Genomic DNA, 15,724 nt, shown 5'->3' on the forward strand with positions numbered 1-15,724 from the left:
AAGTCGCCGAGTTGACGCGGTTTCGGATTTCCGTACAAGCTTTCGACGGACGCGCATCGCGACGGCCGAAGCCCGCCTAGAGAGTGGGACGCGACGGAAAGGAGAGCGCCAGCCTGCGGGGCCGGCGCAATGAAAACATGGACATAACGCCTCCGAAGAGACTTCGCAGGGAAGCGCTGATCTGGCTGATTGGTCTCATCAGCACGGCGCTCGCCGGCATGCTCTACAGCTATGTGGCGTTCAATTCCGCCATGTTGGGCCTGCTTTATGCGCCTCTTAGCATCATGCCCACGATACTGTTCGAGCGCGGCATGTTTCTCAATCGCCTGAGGCAGTGGACGGCGTCGCTGTCGACGCCTGCTTATGTCCTGGCCAAAGTGCTGATCTTCACCGCTCTGTTCATCGTCGGCTCCCGCGTCGCCTCGCTCCTGCACTGGTGGATCGAGGGCGCCGATCCGCGCATCTCCATCCGCCAGCACGCGCCGCCATGGACCGCTTGGGCCTACAGCATGATCGTGGCGCTGCTGCTGTCGGCGGCGCTGCGGGTGCGCGAGCTTCTCGGGCGCAGCATCTTCACCGACATCGTGCTCGGCCGCTACCGCCGGCCGGTGGAGGAAAACCGCATTTTCCTCTATCTCGACGTCACCGGCTCGACCGGCTACGCCCAGCGCAACGGCCCGACCGCCGCGGCGAGCTATATTGGGCGCATCTTCAAGATCATGTCGGAGCCAGTGCAGGACTGGGGCGGCGCGATCGACGACTATATCGGCGATGCGGCGCTGGTGTCCTGGCCGCTGCGCGATCCGCTCAATGGCGCGCGCTGCCTGCAATGCGCCTTCGACGTGATCCGCAAGCTCGACAAGCACACGCCCGATACGATCCGCCGCTTCGGCCAGGCCCCGGAAGTGCGCATCCTCATCCATGCCGGCGCGGTGGTGCGCGCCGAAATCGGCGTCGACCACCACAAGATTTCCTATTTCGGCGACACGATCAACATGGTCGGCAAGCTCGAAGGCGAGATCAAGCCGCTCGGCCCCGGCATCTTCGTGACCGAAGACGCGCTGGCGCTCGCCGCCTTGCCCGATCACGCCGAGGCGGCGCCCTGCGGCGAATTCGAAATCAAGGGCCTGGAGCGCGCCGTGGCTTTGAAGACGCTCACCAGTCGCGCCCGCGCCGCCGCCGCGCCCATTCCGATCGGCGGCGCCGCGGCGGCGTAGCGGCTGGCGCGGCTCGTCAAACCCCAATTCGCCCCAGTGCCGGAATCTTCACGCCCGGCCTCGTCACGTCGATCCCGGCCACCAGCCCGAGGAGATGGACTTCCAGCCCGCTTTTGACGCCCACCGACAGTCCCGCGAGCCCATAGAGCGTTAGATGCAGATCGCCGGCGGCGTCGTAGGCGAGGAATCCGCCGCCCGGCAGATAATCGCGGCCCACGGCATTGGGCGGCAGCACCGCGTCGATCTCGGGCACCGCGCGCAGGATGCCGGCCACGAAGGTGTTGGAGTTCGGTCCCGGCCACAGCCGGTAGCTGCCGGCTTTCGCATGCGGATAGGCGGCGATCGCCGCTTCGATCTTCGGGATCAGCGCTTCGGCTTTGTCGCCCTCGGCCTGCCAGACGATCTCGGGGACATTCGAATACCAACGCCCGTCGGCGGGATAGCCGTTGCGCCTGACGGGATTGCCCCAGCCGACCACGTCGTAGCGATCGTAATCAGCTGCTCCTGCGCGCTTGACGACGAGCCAGCTGTGGACGGCGAAGGCGCCCTTGAGCCCGCCGGTGCGGGCCGCCAGCACCGCCACGCGAGCGCGGGCGTCCTCGGCGGGCGAGGGGAGAACGCCGCTGGCGCTCCAATCCGCAGAGCTCCAGTTGGCGGGCCTGTCCCGCGCAGCCCAATAGCCGGCCGAGGCCAGGCTCGGCAGGAGGTATAACGCCGCGATCGCCAGCGATAGATGCTTGATGCTTGTCATCCGCGTTGATTTCCCCTTCAAATTTTGCCATGCCCTCACACAAGTTTCGTTTTCCAGGTGAATTTCGGCTTTCTGAGGGTGGAATCATGACCAATCCGGTGTTGGTGGACGTCACGCGCGGCGATCTCGTCGAAAGCCGCCATCGCGGCATGGTCGCCGTCGTAGACGGCGAGGGCAAGGTGGTGTTCTCGCTCGGCGAAATCGATCGCCCCGTCTTCCCGCGCTCGGCCTGCAAGGCCATGCAGGCGCTGCCCTTGGTGGAAAGCGGCGCCGCCGACGCCTACGGCTTCGGAAACAAGGAGCTGGCGCTGTCGGCGTCGTCCCATTCCGGCGAACCGGAACAAGCCGCGCTCGCAGCCTCCATGCTCGCCGCCGCCGGCCGCTCGGAGGCCGATCTCGAATGCGGCTCGCACTGGTCTTTCGAGCAGCCCGTCGCCATCGCCCAGGCGCGCGCCATGGAGCGGCCCAACCAGCTGCACAACAACTGCTCCGGCAAACATGCCGGCTTCATCTGCGCCGCCTGCCACACCGGCATGGAGGTGAAGGATTACGTGACCTACGAGCATCCGCTGCAGGGCGAAATCCGCGGCGTGATGGAAGGGCTGACGGGCGCGGCGCTCGCGCATGACACTTGCGGCGTCGACGGCTGCTCGATCCCCACTTACGCCGTGCCGCTGAAGGGCCTCGCCCATGGCTTCGCCAAAATGCTGACCGGCGAGGACCTGGAGCCCATCCGCGCCCGATCCGCCCGCCGCATCATCGACGCCTGCATGGCGGAACCCTTCTACGTCGCCGGCGCGAAACGCGCCTGCACCGACCTGATGGCGCTCGCCCCTGGCCGCATCTTCGCCAAGACCGGCGCCGAAGGCGTCTTCTGCGCCGTGGTCCCGGAAAAGGGCCTGGCGGTCGCGCTGAAATGCGAAGACGGCGCCACCCGCGCAGCCGAAAGCATGATCGCCGGCGTGCTGGCCAAACTCTTCGACCACGACCAGGACATCGCCGCCAAACTGAAGGCGCGGGCGAGCTATGTGATGAAGAACTGGAACGGTATCGAGGTAGGCAAGGTCAGGTATAATCCGGCGTTTTGAGGGGGGAAGACAGTTGCCTGCATGACCAAGCGGGCGTTGTCTGCAAAAGGTTGACCCGATGTTGCGCTGCACGGCGTTCGAGCTTATCTTTCAAGCTCAGGGAGCCGTCGATCATGTCTGCAAATAGCGCAAATTCTATCTCGAGCCAAAGCGGCTTGGCGCCGGACGGCGACGATGCGGGCGCAGCTGCATCGTCACGTCCGAAGCCTTCAGACCTCGCGGTCTCGCAATCTTCAAAACGCGACGCCGACCTCATCGAGCTTCTCGCCGTCGCGGCGAAAACCTACACCCTCAGAGTGTTCGACAATGTCGATCCGAGCAGACTGACCAACCTCTCCGATAAAGCGCGCGTCGTCGCCGGGGCGCTTATGGAGCGCGGCGACGCCCGCGCCTATGCGCTGGCGCGACGGATGCTGGCGACTGTGGGCGAGAGAGGTTCGGTGGAAAACATCCAGTGAACGAAGATTCGCAAATCACTGAACGAGCGCCGCACAAGCATTCCGGCGCGGCAGGTCTTTAAAGATCTATGCGGACGGCGCGCGGCGCTGATGAAGCTGGGAAGGGATGATGCGTAAGGTAGAGGTCGCGCTGTTCATCTAATTTGATCTGCTGCTTCGCACCGGGTAAATCTTCAATATTTCCGAATGATGGCTTGTGCTTGAAAATATGCGTTGCTTGCAATTAGTGCACCTGTATTGTAATTTTGTTTATTAATATTCTTGAGGATGGTTGAGTACGGAAATGAGCTGGATATCGTTAATACATCAGTTGGCGGCGGATAGGGCTAATTTAGCAAGTATTGACCATCGGGTTGAGGAGCTTGAGGCGGACCTCAATAATATTGCCGAATCACGAAAGCCCGATGACGTAATTGACTATCTTAATTGCAAGAACAGAATTTTGTTTGAAATACATCTGTGTTTAGATGAGAAAGCGGAGATAGAGACAAGAAAAACGTTAAATATGGCTGCGAGATGGAAAATTCCTGTGCCGCCAAAGCCTCACGATCAATGGGGCGAGGACGAAAATGGTATTTGGCGTTGGTCTAGCAATTTCACTGATTATTACTTGACGGAAACCGGTCATTTCGCATTGAGAAGAGAGGTGTATAATGAAATTGATATGAGATTCAAGCCTATAGTAAGTTGGACGACGCTTGTGGTTGCTGTTCTTGGGTTGGTTATTGCGATATGAATTGAATTTTGATGTAGGTATTGAGGAAGAAGAACTATTCCAATTAAAATTTCAATTTACAGAGCCGACCGCCTTTAGCACCCATCTGTCGTTGCAAGTACATTTACCAAAGCCCCTGCGATCCGCAACGCTTCCCTCCATCCCCGTCCCATTCCAACACACCTCCCACCCCCTCCGCCACATCCTCTTCACCCCGTTTTCACACTTTCGAGCGGAGCGCTTTCTCTTTGCTAATATAGGGTTGCGCTTGCGGGCATGAGGCCCGGGCTTATCGTTCCGGCTCCGGGGAACCGTTCGTCCCCGGGGCCGGGCGCCCATAGCTCGCCTTGTCGTCCGCTGCGAAAGAGCAGGGGAGGCCGCGCGAAAAGATGTTTGCCGGACGTTATCTCAGATGGGCGGCGCTCGCCGTCGGGGCCTGGGTGTTTTTCTCCTTCTATCTCTATTACGCCTCCTGGCTGTTCTTCCGGCTTTCGGGCTGCGCGGCGGCAGTGGGCGGCTGCGGCGATGTCGAGGCGCGGCTCAATGCCGTGGTCAGGCCCTATGGGCTCTTCGCCGCCGCAGCCGTTCTGCTGGCGGCCAGCGTGTTGCGCATTCATTATCTGCGCATGAGCCCGCTCTGGGGGCTGGCGCTGTTCGTCTGGTTCGGGGCGAGCGCGCAGTTTTTGGCCGCTGTCGGCAATCTCTGGTTCGCGCGCATCCCGCTCGAAAAAGTGCTGGCGGCGCTGCCGATCGAGACCTTCTATCTCGCCGCGCTCGTGATGTTTCTCTGCTTTCCGGTCGAGCTCTTCCGCCGCGCCGCCGAGCCGGGGCTGAGGCTCGTCGCCTATATCGCCGGCTTCGTCGCCTCCTATTCCTTCTCCTTCACCATCGCCACCTCCGCCAGCCTGCCGGCCTATGTGATGATGGTCACCGGCTCCGCGCCCTTCGCCCGCGCCGTCGTCGATCTGCAGGCGGCGCTCACGCCCTGGGTGGCGCCGCCCGAGAGCGGGTTGATGCCGACGGCCGTGGCGCTGGCCATGTTTCTCGCCTGCCTGAGCTTCATCCTCGTCAGCCGCAGGACGCCGATTGGCCAGCCGCTCGCCGCCTCATCAGGTGTCGCCTGCTTTCCAGGTCTTCGCCGCCCGCCAGAACACGGTGCCGTCGGCATAGCCCAGCGCCTCGGCGATGCGCGCTTTCGGCATATGCTCCGTGAGCTTCTGCTCCATCAGCAGCCGGCGATGCTGCCGCACCATTCCGCGCAGCGAAAGACCCTGTTCGGCCAGACGCCGTTGCAGGGTGCGCGAGGACATTCCAAGCTCCGTCGCCAGCGCCGAGGCCGAAATCGGCCTGTGTCCGAGATAGATGCCGATCAGCGCCGACACTTTTTCGGTCAAGGTGGGCTCATGATCGGTGTCGCCGACGATATCGGCGATGTGCCGCTCCAGCATGGCGGTCAGGCCGGCGTCTTCGGCGCGGTGGATCTTGTCGGCCGCCTCGCGCGTCATCAGGATGCGGTTGCTGGTCTGGCCGAAACGCAAGGGCGCCCGGAAGATACGTTCGAGAGGGGCGACGTCGCGCGGCGCGGAATGTTCGAAATGCACCTCCAGCGGGCTCCAGCCGCGATGGAAGGAGGAGCGGGCGAGCTCCACCGTCGCCGCGATCGAATATTCGCTGTCCTGCCGGCGCGGCCACATCGCGGGCTCGGTCAGCCGGTAGCTCCAGACATAGGTTTCGCCATCCTCGAACAGGCCGGATTGCGTCGCGCCCTGCACGGCGTTGACGAATTTCGCCATGCGCCGAAAGCCTGTCTTGATGCTCGGCGAGAGTGAAAACAGCACGCCCATCGGGCCGATATCGGCGGGCTTGGAGGCCGCGCCCAGCCGCGCGCCGAGATGGGGATCGCCGAGGATCGAGGCGGCCTCTTCGAACAACGCGATATAGCGCGCCATCGGCGCCACCGCATAGGGATCGCTCAGCTGACCCCGCAAAATTCCGTGCGAGGCGAGCAGAAGATCGGTCTTTCCCGATCTTTTGTCGATTTCCTGCACCAGCGGCATCAGCACCGAGGCGCGAATTGAAGCAATCGCGGGCATTCGGGTGATGAAATCGGGTGCAGCTGCCATTTTGACGCTCTCCGCAGCGGGTGCTGGCGCGAATTATCGATTCATTGGCGGAACTTGCAATTTCCGCGCCAGAATGCCGCGCCTACCCTCTTGATATAAATCAAGCAAAAGAGGGGTTGTCATGACTTTGGAAGCCAGCATGCCCGTGATCCCAGACCGGTTGGCGAAGAATTCCGTCGGTCTTGCCCATATCGTCTTCTTCGTGGTCGCGGCCGCCGCGCCGCTCACCGCCGTGGTCGGCGCCTCGCCCGCCGCCTTCGCCTTCGGCAATGGCGCAGGCGTGCCCGGCGCCTTCGTGCTCGCCGGCCTGCTCTATCTTGTCTTCTCGGTCGGCTTCACCGCCATGAGCCGCCATGTGGGCGGGGCCGGGGCCTTCTACACCTATATCAGCCAGGGAGTCGGCAAGCCCGCCGGCGTCGGCGGCGCGCTGATGGCGCTGGTCACCTATACGGCGGTGCAAGTGGCGGTCTACGGCCTGTTCGGCGTGTTCATGGCCGGCGCCATGGCCGGTCTCGGCGCCGATCTGCCCTGGTGGGCCTGGTCTTTAGCCGCATTGGTCGTCGTGCATGTCTGCGGCCAGCGCAACATCGCCTTTTCCGGCGCCATTCTGGGCGTCTGCATGGTCGCCGAAATCGTCATCCTGCTGCTGCTCGATCTCGGCATTCTCTTCACCGGCGGCGGGCCGGAAGGCTTCACCATGACCTCCTTTGCGCCGGCCACCGTCTTCGCCCCCGGCCTTGGCGTCGCCCTGGTCTTCGTGGTCGGCTCCTTCATCGGCTTCGAAGCCACCGCCATTTTCGGCGAGGAAGCGGAAAATCCGGAAAAGACCATTCCGCGCGCAACCTATGTCGCCGTGATGCTGATCACGCTGTTCTACGCCTTCTCCACCTGGGCCATCGTGCAGTTCTACGGCCCGACCAAGGTGCAGGCGGCCGCCGGCGCCGGCCTCGAAACCTTCTATTTCGCCGCCTCCGACGCCATTCTCGGCGCCTGGTCGAGCCAGGTCATGAATGTGCTGCTCATCACCAGCCTGTTCGCCTGCGTGCTGTCCTTCCACAACACGCTGAACCGCTATTTCTACGCGCTGGGCCGCGAAGGCCTGGCGCATAAGGCGCTCGGCAAGGCGCATGCCAGACATGGCTCGCCGCATGTCGCCGGCTGGCTGCAATCGGCCACGGCGGCGCTGATCCTCGCGCTGTTCGTGCTCGGCGGCGCCGATCCCTATGCGGTGGTGTTTTCCTGGATGTCGGCGCTCGCGGTCATCGGCATTCTCGCAGTGCAGGCGCTGGTCTGCGTGGCCATCATCCTGTTCTTCCGCAAGACGCCCTCGCGCCACGGCGTCTGGACCACCGTGATCGCTCCCGCCGCGGCGCTCATCGGCCTTCTCGGCGCGCTGGGTCTGGTCATCGCCAATCTGTCGCTGCTGTCGGGCAGCGAGAGCCTAATCGTCAAGGCGTTCCCCTATGTCATCGCCCTTGTCGGCCTGGCCGGCGCGGCCTTCGCCCTTCGGGTCAAGTCCACCCGTCCCGATTTCTACGCCACGCTCGGAAAGGCCTTCGAATGATCGCGCTAGCAAAACTGCCCATCGCCGACCGGCTGCTTGTCGGGGTCATCCTTGCCCTCACGCTGGCCGTCGCCGCCGAAGCCCATGCCGTCTGCTCGATCCTCTGCATCCATGGCGAGGCGATGATCGACCAGATCTGCGCCGGCCGCGGCTGATCCCATCTCTGGCCCGCGCACCTGTCGCCGCGCGGGTCGTCCTGACCTGATTTTGAAGGAAACACCGCCATGGACGCTGTCGCCGCCAGAACCACCCATCCGCTCGATCTGCTCAGTCTCGACGAAATCGCCGAGGCCGTCGCCATCCTCAAGGACGAGAAGGCGCTCGCCGAGACCATCCGTTTCCCGATCGTCCGGCTGGAAGAACCCGATAAAGCCGGTCTCGCCGCCTATCGCGCCGGCGAGCCCCTGCCGCGCCTGGCTTTCATCCTGTCGATGGACATCACCACCGGCGAGACGCATGAGAGCATCGTCGATCTCTCCGCCAAGATGGTCGCGAGCCATATCCGCCTGCCGCTCGACAGCGCGCCCTATGGCCAGCCGCCGGTGATGCTGTGCGAATTCGAAACCATCGAGGCCACGGTGAAGGCCGATCCGCGCTGGGTCGCCGCCGTCAAGAAGCGCGGCCTGACCGATGAGGATATCCCGCTCGTCCAGGTCGATCCCTTCTCGTCGGGCTATTTCGGTCTTGATTTCGAAAAGGGCGCCCGCATCGTCCGCGCCGTGTCCTACTGGCGCGAGGATATCCGCGACAATGGCTACGCCCATCCGATCGACGGCGTCGTCGCGGTGGTCGATCTGATCAACAACAAGGTGCTCGATCTCGTCGATGACGAAAAGATCGTGCCGGTGCCGAGGAAGAAGCGCAATTACGGCCGCGAGACCTTCCCGGTCACCCGCACCGATCTCAAGCCGCTGCACATCGTCCAGCCGGAAGGGCCGAGCTTTACCGTCGACGGCTGGAAGGTCAGCTGGCAAGGCTGGACGTTCCGCGTCGGCTTCACCCCGCGCGAAGGCCTGGTGCTGCATGAACTGGCGGCGTCTGAAAACGGCAAGGAACGCAAGGTCATGTTCCGCGCCTCGGTCACCGAAATGGTTGTGCCCTATGCCGATCCCTCATCCAACCATTACTGGAAAAGCGCCTTCGACGCCGGCGAATATGGCCTGGGGCGTCTCGCCAATTGCCTGGAGCTCGGCTGCGACTGCCTCGGCCAGATCCATTATTTCGACGTGCCCGCCGCCGACGATCTCGGCCAGCCCTTCGTGATGAAGAACGCCATCTGCATGCATGAGGAGGATTTCGGCATCCTCTGGAAGCATTACGAATTCCGCAACGGCATTTTCGAAGTCCGCCGCTCGCGTCGCCTCGTCATCTCCTTCTTCGCCACCGTCGGCAATTACGACTACGGATTCTACTGGTATCTCTATCAGGACGGCACGATCCAGCTGGAAGCCAAGCTCACCGGCATCATCCAGACCACCGCGATCGCCGATGGCGAGACCTATCGCTGGGGCGGCATGGTCGACGACAATCTCGGCGGCCCGACCCACCAGCACTTCTTCAACGCCCGCCTGCATATGGACATCGACGGCTCCGGCAACACGGTGACCGAACATGAATTCCTGCCGCGTCCCTGGGGCGAGGATAACCCTTACGGCAATGTCTTCGACACGACGAGCCGCACGCTGAAGCGCGAGCTCGACAGCCCGCAGAACGCCAATGGCGAGACCGGCCGCTACTGGAAGGTCCAGAACCCGAATGTGAAGAATTCCGTCGGCAAGGCGCCGGGCTACAAGCTGGTGGTGATGCCGTCGCCGGTCATGCTGGCACAGCCGGGCTCCACCGTCGCCCGGCGCGGCGGCTTCGCCAAGAAGCATATCTGGGTCACCGCCTATGACCCCAAGGAGAAATACGCCAGCGGCGACTACCCCAATATCCATGCCGGCGGCGACGGCCTGCCGAAATTTGTGCAGCAGAACCGCAATATCGACAATGCCGACATCGTGCTCTGGCACTCTTTCGGCCACACCCATGTCTGCAAGCCCGAGGATTTTCCGATCATGCCGGTCGAATATGCCGGCTTCACTCTGAAACCCAACGGCTTCTTCGCCTCCAACATCGCCATGGACCTGCCGGCGGAGAAGAACGACCACAGCCGGGACAACAACGGCGAGGGGTGCTGCGCGCCGAAGCCGGAGAGCGGGTGCTGCGGCGGGAAATGAGGGCAGCAGAGTGAGAGTGACGCGCCGGGGCGAGGGGCTCCCGCGCGTTCTGATACGGGTTGTTGGGACGACTGCCGCGCGAACCCTGTATACGGGCGTCGAGCTATGATATGATCCAGCGTCTCGTAGGGAGAGCCCAATGAAGCAGCAAAGGAAAAAAGAGCGAGAAAAGACAGCTTGGACCGTCGAGAGCGCGGGAGAGCGTCTAGGGGAGATCCTGGCGAGGGTTGAAACCGAGGGGCCGCAATTCCTCACTGGCGATGCTGACCGCACTGTCGTCATGATTAGCCTTCAGGAATACCAGCGCCTCCTGGCCGATCAGCCTGGACAAGATTTCCTGAACTTCATGGAAACCTTACCGCTCTATCGTCTCGAGATGGAGCGAGAAGCGGAAAAGGAACGGGATCTGGTTTTGTGAAGGGATGGCTACTCGACACCAATGTCGTCTCATCTCTGATGAACCCAAACGGCGCGCCAAGCGTCAAAGCCTGGGCGCGGGCGCAAGATGAAAAAAACCTCTATATCAGCGTGTTGACCTTGGCTGAATATGACAAGGGCATATACAATCTGGCGGAGGGCGCCCCGGACCGCTCTCGATATTCCGCAGCCCGCAACGCATTGGCCGAACGATTTGCGACGCGGCTTCTCTCTGTTGGAGATGCTGATGTTTTGCTGTGGGGACGGCTTTCAGGAGATATCAAGCGCAAGACGTCTCATCCCCCGCCCGTCATAGACACTCTTCTCGCCGCCGCTGCGATCAACAACGATTTGCGCCTTGTCACGCGCAACAAAAAAGACGTGGAATTTACCGGCGCTGCGATCTTCGACCCATGGGACAATCCTGGCCAAGCATGAGTAGCTTTTGATATAGCGCGCAGGTCTCGACTGTGCGCTGTCGCCAAGCAAGCAAATCGCAGCCCAATGCTTACTTCTTCGCCTTCTTCTTCACCGGCGTCACGACGGCTTCCGCGTCCTGCTGCTCCATGCGCGCTTGGCGCAGGCGCTCGGTTTTTTTCTCGCGGGCGGTGGTTTCTTCGTCGATGATGCGACGGGCGGTCTGGTTGGTCTGGGCGATCTTCTCCTGGCTGGTCATCTTGGCCGGATTGAAGAAGGCGTCTTTGGTCGCGGTCATACGCGGTCTCCTCTTGGGGGAGCGGGGCTGCCGCGCGAGAGATCGCGCGGCGGCGAAGGTCGGAAGAAAGAAAGCGCGTTCAGATCAACGCGACGGGCGCACGGCGCGCTTCGGCGCGGGCAGCAGGCCTTCGCGCTGCAGCTTCTTGCGCTGCAGCTTGCGCTGGCGGCGGATGCCTTCGGCCTTTTCGCGCGCGCGCTTTTCGGACGGCTTTTCGTAAGCCGTATGCTTCTTTGCTTCGCGGAACAGGCCTTCGCGCTGCATCTTCTTCTTCAGGACGCGCAGCGCCTGGTCGACATTGTTGTCACGGACGAGAACTTGCATTCGAACTCCTTGAAGTCTGGCGGGCGCCCTGGAGGGCCGCCGGTTGTGGATCGGTCTCTCGGACGCATATCCATGGAAAAGTAAAAAAGGCCGGGAGTGGTTCCCGACCTCTCGAAAAACCGCGGTCGCATCGTTGCCGGCGTGAGCCGGCCGGCGGCCATGGGATAGAATCAGGCCGCGCGCAGGTTGTCGGCGGCGTTCTTGCCGGAGCGACGGTCGCGGACGATGTCGAACATCACCTTCTGACCCTCGACCAGACCCGAAAGGCCCGAACGCTCGACGGCGGAGATGTGCACGAACACGTCGGCGCCGCCTTCTTCCGGAGCAATGAAGCCGAAGCCCTTGGTGGTGTTGAAGAACTTCACGATACCAGTGTTCATGACGATTTTCCTTTCAAATCGCAGGTTCTCCCATACGGCGAGTCGCATGGGCTATCGAAATTGACAGGAAATCTGAAAGAGCGCGTCGTCTCGGCCAAAGGTCGCAAGCAAGTATCGATCGCGCGCTTATAAGCCGAAAGCGCGGCAAGATCAACCCCGGGGGAGGCTGCGAACGTAGGCGTTGCAGGACGGTTGAGCGAGTTGACGCGAGCCGTGTCCCGGCGAATATTGCTGACGATCAGGGCGACAAACATGACCCGCCTAATTCTCGATATATCCGATGAGGCGGCGGCCAAGCTGGAGCGCGCCCCGCGGCCTGCGGTCGTGAGTCCCTCCGAGCTCGTGGGAATCGCCGTTGAACATTATGTGGATCTCGATGAGACCCATCGGGCTGAGATCGAGGCAGGGCTAGCGGAGACGGAGGCCGGCCACTTCGCCACGGATGCAGAAATGAAGGTGTTCTTCCTCCGCGCAGCGAGAACCGGGGCCTGAAATGGCCGCTGCGCGCCTTCCCGGACGCGGCGCACATTACAAAAGCGATTCTGCCATCGGGCGTAGCAACCCCGCCGTCGCGACCGCTGTCACAGCGAGAATCAGGGACTGCGCTGCGATGCTCGCACTCAATCCCGAATGGGCAGGCCCGGACGGATTGCCGGCGCGCGCGAAGTCATTGTTCTGCCTTATCCATACATTCTCGCCTAGCGCCAAACAGAAATCAGCGTGCAGATCCTCATGGTTCTGCACGCTGCGCAAAAATGGCCTGAAAAGCTGAGATACGCTCTAAATCCTCGGCGTCACCCCGCAAACACCTTCCACCGCGACGGCCTGAAGGTCACTGCCTGTCCCTTGGCGACCTGCGCTTCCAGGGGAACTTCGATCTCGATCAGCCGCGGCTCGGCCTTGGTCCCGACATTGAGTTCGATGATGCGCGTGCCGGCGAGGCGGCGCAGACCGGTCACGGTTCCTGTCACGCCCGCGCCTTCGGAGACGAGTTCGGCGTCGGCGGGACGGAAGAACAGCCGGCCGGGGCCGTCCGTCGTCGAGGCGATTCCCACGGGCGCGCCGTTGTAGAGCGTCCTGCCGTTGGAGCCGGTCACCGGCAGTTCCACGCTGTCGCCGATGAAGGAGAACACGAAGGGCGAGTTCGGCCGGTCATAGACGTCGTCGGAGGAGCCGATCTGCTCGATCGCGCCCTGGCTCATCACCACCACGCGGTCGGCCAATTCCAGCGCTTCTTCCTGGTCGTGGGTCACGAAGATGGTGGTGTGGCCGGTGCGGTCGTGGAAATCGCGCAGCCATTTGCGCAATTCCTTGCGCACCTTGGCGTCGAGCGCGCCGAAGGGCTCGTCGAGCAGGAGCACGCGCGGCTCGATGGCCATGGCGCGGGCCAGCGCCACGCGCTGGCGTTGTCCGCCCGACAGCTGGTTGGGATAGCGCTTCTCGAGCCCGGTCAGCTGCACCATGTCGATGAGTTCGAGCGCCCTGCGGCGGATTTCCTGCTTGGGCGGACGTGTCGCCTTGGGCCGGACGGTCAGGCCGAAGGCGATGTTGTCGAGAATCGTCATGTGGCGGAACAGCGCATAGTGCTGCAAGACGAAGCCGACATTGCGTTCCTGCACAGGCTTCCAGGAGGCGTCTTCCTGGCCGAAGAAGATGCGGCCGGTGGTGGCTTGCTCCAATCCGGCGACCAGGCGCAGCAGCGTCGTCTTGCCGGAGCCTGAGGGGCCGAGCAGCGCGATCAGCTCGCCCGAGCGGATGTCGAGCGACACGTCGTGCAGCGCCGGGAAACGGTCGAATTCCTTGCGGATGTTCTTGATGCGGATTTCCATGGGGGTGAACCTTAATGCGAGCCGTTGCCGCCGGCGATGCCGTGCGAAAACCAGATTTCGAGCACGGTGCGGACGACGAGGGTGAAGAGGGCGAGAAGGGCGAGAAGCGAGGCCACGGCGAAGGCGCCGGCGAGATTATACTCGTTATAGAGAATCTCGACATGCAGCGGCATGGTGGTGGTGACGCCGCGGATATGACCCGAGACGACCGACACGGCCCCGAATTCGCCCATGGCGCGGGCGTTGCAGAGCAGCACGCCATAGAGCAGGCCCCATTTGATATTGGGCAGCGTGACCCGGAAGAAGGTCTGCCAGCCGTTTGCGCCGAGCGTGATGGCGGCTTCCTCTTCCGACGTGCCCTGTTCCTGCATCAGCGGGATCAGTTCGCGGGCGACGAAGGGGAAGGTCACGAAGATCGTGGCGAGCACGATGCCGGGCACGGCGAACAGCACTTCCACGCCGTTCTCCTTCAGCCATGGGCCGAGCACGCTGCTCGAGCCGAACAGCAGCACATAGACCAGACCCGAAATGACCGGCGACACCGAAAACGGCAGGTCGATCAGCGTGATGAGAAAAGCCTTGCCCTTGAATTCAAACTTGGCGATCGCCCAGGAGGCGGCCACGCCGAAGACGAGGTTGAGCGGCACGGCGATGGCGGCGACCAGCAGCGTCAGCCTGATGGCGGCCATCGCGTCGGGGTCGCTCAGCGCGTCCGTATAGGTCTCGAAGCCGTTGCGGAAGGCTTCGGTCAGCACGGCGACCAGCGGCAGCACGATGATCAGGCCGAGATAGACGGCGGCCATGGTCATGACGCCGATCTTCGCGCCCAGGCTTTCGCTTGCCGGCGAGCGCCATGCGCGGGTCTTGGAAGAGGGGAGGGCGTCAGACATTGGCGTATCTCCGCGTCCAGGCCTGCAAGAGGTTGATGGCGAACAGCATCAGGAAGGACACCGCCAGCATCACGGTCGCGATTGCGGTCGCGCCGGCATAGTCGAATTCCTCGAGCTTGATGGTGATGAGCAGCGGTGCGATTTCCGAGACGAAGGGAATATTGCCGGCGATGAAGATCACCGAACCATATTCGCCCGCCGCCCGCGCGAAGGCGAGCGCGAAACCGGTGAGGATCGCCGGCGTCAGCGACGGCAGGATCACCAGGCGGATCGCGTGGAAGCGGCTGGCGCCGAGCGTGGCGGCGGCTTCCTCGACCTCGCGGTCGATCTCTTCGATGACGGGCTGCAGCGTGCGCACCACGAAAGGCAGGCCGATGAAGATCAGCGCCACCACGATGCCGGCGGGGCCGAAGGCGATCTTGATGCCGAAGGGCTCGAAGAACTGCCCGACCCAGCCGTTCTTGGCGTAGAGCGCGGCGAGCGAAATGCCTGCGACCGCCGTCGGCAGCGCGAAGGGCAGGTCGACGATGGCGTCGACGACGCGCTTGCCCGGAAAGCGGTAGCGCGCCAGGGCCCAGGCGATCGGAATGCCGAAGATCACGTTGATCAGCGCGGCGATGAAGGCCGAGCCGAAGGAGGTCTTGAGCGCCGCCAGCGTGCGGCCGTCGGCGAGAAGTGCCAGATAGCCGTCGACGCCGATCGCGGCGGAGCGCAGCACGAGACCGGCGAGCGGAATGAGAATGATCAGCGCGAGCCAGGCGACGGTGACGCCGAAACTGAGCCCGAAGCCCGGTATGACGCTGTGCCGCCTGAAACCGATCCTCTCGGTCAGTGGTTGGTTGGACATGGACTTCCCCGTTGTGTGAGGCAGGAGCAGGCTTTGCCCGTCTCCGAAGATTGTTTTTTGTTATGAGAGAGAGGGTTGCAGCCCGTGGCCACCCCCCTCTGTCCTGCCGGATATCTCCCCCTCAAGGGGGGAGATCGGCAGGCGGCCAGACCTTAGCCCAGCAATCGACGTCGAGATTGGGGAAGGC

Annotated in this window: 19 protein-coding genes; 10 read left to right on the forward strand and 9 right to left on the reverse strand. The window is 62.8% G+C overall.

All coding sequences use genetic code 11. The features are described 5' to 3' along the window. The first annotated feature begins 137 nt into the window (after positions 1 to 137). On the forward strand, positions 138 to 1,217 hold the full coding sequence (locus OCK01_RS13230; protein WP_182827044.1) for an adenylate/guanylate cyclase domain-containing protein: 1,080 nt from the start codon (positions 138 to 140) through the stop codon (positions 1,215 to 1,217). A 16-nt stretch (positions 1,218 to 1,233) separates the two neighbouring features. On the opposite strand, the gene OCK01_RS13235 is transcribed toward OCK01_RS13230, so the two are convergent. Continuing rightward, positions 1,234 to 1,968, reverse strand: a complete 735-nt coding sequence (locus OCK01_RS13235; RefSeq protein ID WP_263824318.1) for a DUF3750 domain-containing protein — start codon at positions 1,966 to 1,968, stop codon at positions 1,234 to 1,236. An 86-nt stretch (positions 1,969 to 2,054) separates the two neighbouring features. Here OCK01_RS13235 and OCK01_RS13240 point away from each other — a divergent pair, with 86 nt between their 5' ends. From OCK01_RS13240 to OCK01_RS13250, 3 genes are all read left to right on the forward strand, one after another. After that, complete coding sequence (locus OCK01_RS13240; RefSeq protein WP_263824319.1) at positions 2,055 to 3,056, forward strand: asparaginase; 1,002 nt, start codon at positions 2,055 to 2,057, stop codon at positions 3,054 to 3,056. A gap of 113 nt (positions 3,057 to 3,169) precedes the next feature. After that, a complete protein-coding gene (locus tag OCK01_RS13245; RefSeq protein WP_263824320.1) occupies positions 3,170 to 3,514 on the forward strand; it encodes a hypothetical protein in 345 nt (114 codons plus the stop codon). Between the two features lie 283 nt (positions 3,515 to 3,797). After that, positions 3,798 to 4,250: a hypothetical protein gene (locus tag OCK01_RS13250; protein ID WP_263824321.1), complete on the forward strand. Its 453-nt coding sequence runs from the start codon at positions 3,798 to 3,800 to the stop codon at positions 4,248 to 4,250. An 892-nt stretch (positions 4,251 to 5,142) separates the two neighbouring features. Here OCK01_RS13250 and OCK01_RS13255 read toward each other — a convergent pair. Continuing rightward, positions 5,143 to 5,268, reverse strand: a complete 126-nt coding sequence (locus OCK01_RS13255) for a hypothetical protein (RefSeq protein ID WP_263824322.1) — start codon at positions 5,266 to 5,268, stop codon at positions 5,143 to 5,145. Between the two features lie 70 nt (positions 5,269 to 5,338). After that, on the reverse strand, positions 5,339 to 6,352 hold the full coding sequence (locus OCK01_RS13260) for an AraC family transcriptional regulator (protein WP_263824323.1): 1,014 nt from the start codon (positions 6,350 to 6,352) through the stop codon (positions 5,339 to 5,341). Positions 6,353 to 6,473: 121 nt separating this feature from the next. On the opposite strand from OCK01_RS13260, the gene OCK01_RS13265 reads away from it, so the two are divergent. The 5 genes from OCK01_RS13265 to OCK01_RS13285 all read left to right on the forward strand — a co-directional run bounded on the left by OCK01_RS13265 (position 6,474) and on the right by OCK01_RS13285 (position 10,990). Beyond that, the gene (locus OCK01_RS13265; RefSeq protein ID WP_263824324.1) at positions 6,474 to 7,916 is read left to right on the forward strand and encodes an APC family permease; all 1,443 of its coding nucleotides are present in this window, start codon (positions 6,474 to 6,476) and stop codon (positions 7,914 to 7,916) included. Then, positions 7,913 to 8,071, forward strand: a complete 159-nt coding sequence (locus OCK01_RS13270) for a hypothetical protein (protein WP_263824325.1) — start codon at positions 7,913 to 7,915, stop codon at positions 8,069 to 8,071. Before OCK01_RS13265 ends, OCK01_RS13270 begins: the two co-directional genes overlap by 4 nt. A 69-nt stretch (positions 8,072 to 8,140) precedes the next feature. Next, positions 8,141 to 10,135 (forward strand): primary-amine oxidase, encoded by a 1,995-nt coding sequence (locus tag OCK01_RS13275; RefSeq protein ID WP_263824326.1) that lies wholly within the window; start codon positions 8,141 to 8,143, stop codon positions 10,133 to 10,135. A 139-nt stretch (positions 10,136 to 10,274) separates the two neighbouring features. Continuing rightward, the gene (locus OCK01_RS13280) at positions 10,275 to 10,553 is read left to right on the forward strand and encodes a prevent-host-death protein (RefSeq protein ID WP_263824327.1); all 279 of its coding nucleotides are present in this window, start codon (positions 10,275 to 10,277) and stop codon (positions 10,551 to 10,553) included. Continuing rightward, on the forward strand, positions 10,550 to 10,990 hold the full coding sequence (locus tag OCK01_RS13285; protein WP_263824328.1) for a type II toxin-antitoxin system VapC family toxin: 441 nt from the start codon (positions 10,550 to 10,552) through the stop codon (positions 10,988 to 10,990). Before OCK01_RS13280 ends, OCK01_RS13285 begins: the two co-directional genes overlap by 4 nt. A gap of 70 nt (positions 10,991 to 11,060) precedes the next feature. On the opposite strand, the gene OCK01_RS13290 is transcribed toward OCK01_RS13285, so the two are convergent. The 3 genes from OCK01_RS13290 to OCK01_RS13300 form a co-directional block, all read right to left on the reverse strand. Next, positions 11,061 to 11,267: a hypothetical protein gene (locus OCK01_RS13290; protein ID WP_263824329.1), complete on the reverse strand. Its 207-nt coding sequence runs from the start codon at positions 11,265 to 11,267 to the stop codon at positions 11,061 to 11,063. 84 nt (positions 11,268 to 11,351) lie between these two features. After that, the gene (gene rpsU / locus OCK01_RS13295) at positions 11,352 to 11,591 is read right to left on the reverse strand and encodes a 30S ribosomal protein S21 (protein WP_137157718.1); all 240 of its coding nucleotides are present in this window, start codon (positions 11,589 to 11,591) and stop codon (positions 11,352 to 11,354) included. Positions 11,592 to 11,761: 170 nt separating this feature from the next. Continuing rightward, a complete protein-coding gene (locus OCK01_RS13300) occupies positions 11,762 to 11,971 on the reverse strand; it encodes a cold-shock protein (RefSeq protein WP_182827030.1) in 210 nt (69 codons plus the stop codon). A gap of 252 nt (positions 11,972 to 12,223) precedes the next feature. Between OCK01_RS13300 and OCK01_RS13305 the strand changes: the two genes are divergently transcribed. Next, positions 12,224 to 12,463, forward strand: a complete 240-nt coding sequence (locus OCK01_RS13305) for a hypothetical protein (protein ID WP_263824330.1) — start codon at positions 12,224 to 12,226, stop codon at positions 12,461 to 12,463. A 302-nt stretch (positions 12,464 to 12,765) separates the two neighbouring features. Here OCK01_RS13305 and OCK01_RS13310 read toward each other — a convergent pair whose 3' ends face one another. Genes OCK01_RS13310 through cysT form a run of 3 tightly spaced genes read right to left on the reverse strand, consistent with a single transcriptional unit; the run spans position 12,766 to position 15,537 of the window. Next, positions 12,766 to 13,800 carry a sulfate/molybdate ABC transporter ATP-binding protein gene (locus OCK01_RS13310; protein WP_263824331.1) on the reverse strand — a complete coding sequence of 345 codons (1,035 nt, stop codon included), beginning with the start codon at positions 13,798 to 13,800 and terminating at the stop codon, positions 12,766 to 12,768. An 11-nt stretch (positions 13,801 to 13,811) separates the two neighbouring features. Then, complete coding sequence (gene cysW, locus OCK01_RS13315) at positions 13,812 to 14,690, reverse strand: sulfate ABC transporter permease subunit CysW (protein ID WP_263824332.1); 879 nt, start codon at positions 14,688 to 14,690, stop codon at positions 13,812 to 13,814. Continuing rightward, positions 14,683 to 15,537: a sulfate ABC transporter permease subunit CysT gene (cysT, locus tag OCK01_RS13320; RefSeq protein ID WP_263824333.1), complete on the reverse strand. Its 855-nt coding sequence runs from the start codon at positions 15,535 to 15,537 to the stop codon at positions 14,683 to 14,685. The genes cysW and cysT overlap by 8 nt, the downstream gene beginning before the upstream one ends. Positions 15,538 to 15,724 lie beyond the last annotated feature (187 nt).

The sequence above is a fragment of the Rhizobium sp. TRM95796 genome, from assembly GCF_025779995.1.
GTDB lineage: Bacteria > Pseudomonadota > Alphaproteobacteria > Rhizobiales > Rhizobiaceae > Rhizobium_E.

Excerpts from the sequence above, each read along its gene's own strand:
- OCK01_RS13230 (WP_182827044.1), top strand. The coding sequence starts at position 138 with ATGGACATAACGCCTCCGAAGAGACTTCGCAGGGAAGCGCTGATCTGG.
- OCK01_RS13235 (WP_263824318.1), bottom strand. The coding sequence starts at position 1,968 with ATGACAAGCATCAAGCATCTATCGCTGGCGATCGCGGCGTTATACCTC.
- OCK01_RS13240 (WP_263824319.1), top strand. The coding sequence starts at position 2,055 with ATGACCAATCCGGTGTTGGTGGACGTCACGCGCGGCGATCTCGTCGAA.
- OCK01_RS13245 (WP_263824320.1), top strand. The coding sequence starts at position 3,170 with ATGTCTGCAAATAGCGCAAATTCTATCTCGAGCCAAAGCGGCTTGGCG.
- OCK01_RS13250 (WP_263824321.1), top strand. The coding sequence starts at position 3,798 with ATGAGCTGGATATCGTTAATACATCAGTTGGCGGCGGATAGGGCTAAT.
- OCK01_RS13255 (WP_263824322.1), bottom strand. The coding sequence starts at position 5,268 with ATGGCCAGCGCCACGGCCGTCGGCATCAACCCGCTCTCGGGCGGCGCC.
- OCK01_RS13260 (WP_263824323.1), bottom strand. The coding sequence starts at position 6,352 with ATGGCAGCTGCACCCGATTTCATCACCCGAATGCCCGCGATTGCTTCA.
- OCK01_RS13265 (WP_263824324.1), top strand. The coding sequence starts at position 6,474 with ATGACTTTGGAAGCCAGCATGCCCGTGATCCCAGACCGGTTGGCGAAG.
- OCK01_RS13270 (WP_263824325.1), top strand. The coding sequence starts at position 7,913 with ATGATCGCGCTAGCAAAACTGCCCATCGCCGACCGGCTGCTTGTCGGG.
- OCK01_RS13275 (WP_263824326.1), top strand. The coding sequence starts at position 8,141 with ATGGACGCTGTCGCCGCCAGAACCACCCATCCGCTCGATCTGCTCAGT.
- OCK01_RS13280 (WP_263824327.1), top strand. The coding sequence starts at position 10,275 with ATGAAGCAGCAAAGGAAAAAAGAGCGAGAAAAGACAGCTTGGACCGTC.
- OCK01_RS13290 (WP_263824329.1), bottom strand. The coding sequence starts at position 11,267 with ATGACCGCGACCAAAGACGCCTTCTTCAATCCGGCCAAGATGACCAGC.
- rpsU (WP_137157718.1), bottom strand. The coding sequence starts at position 11,591 with ATGCAAGTTCTCGTCCGTGACAACAATGTCGACCAGGCGCTGCGCGTC.
- OCK01_RS13300 (WP_182827030.1), bottom strand. The coding sequence starts at position 11,971 with ATGAACACTGGTATCGTGAAGTTCTTCAACACCACCAAGGGCTTCGGC.
- OCK01_RS13305 (WP_263824330.1), top strand. The coding sequence starts at position 12,224 with ATGACCCGCCTAATTCTCGATATATCCGATGAGGCGGCGGCCAAGCTG.
- OCK01_RS13310 (WP_263824331.1), bottom strand. The coding sequence starts at position 13,800 with ATGGAAATCCGCATCAAGAACATCCGCAAGGAATTCGACCGTTTCCCG.
- cysW (WP_263824332.1), bottom strand. The coding sequence starts at position 14,690 with ATGTCTGACGCCCTCCCCTCTTCCAAGACCCGCGCATGGCGCTCGCCG.
- cysT (WP_263824333.1), bottom strand. The coding sequence starts at position 15,537 with ATGTCCAACCAACCACTGACCGAGAGGATCGGTTTCAGGCGGCACAGC.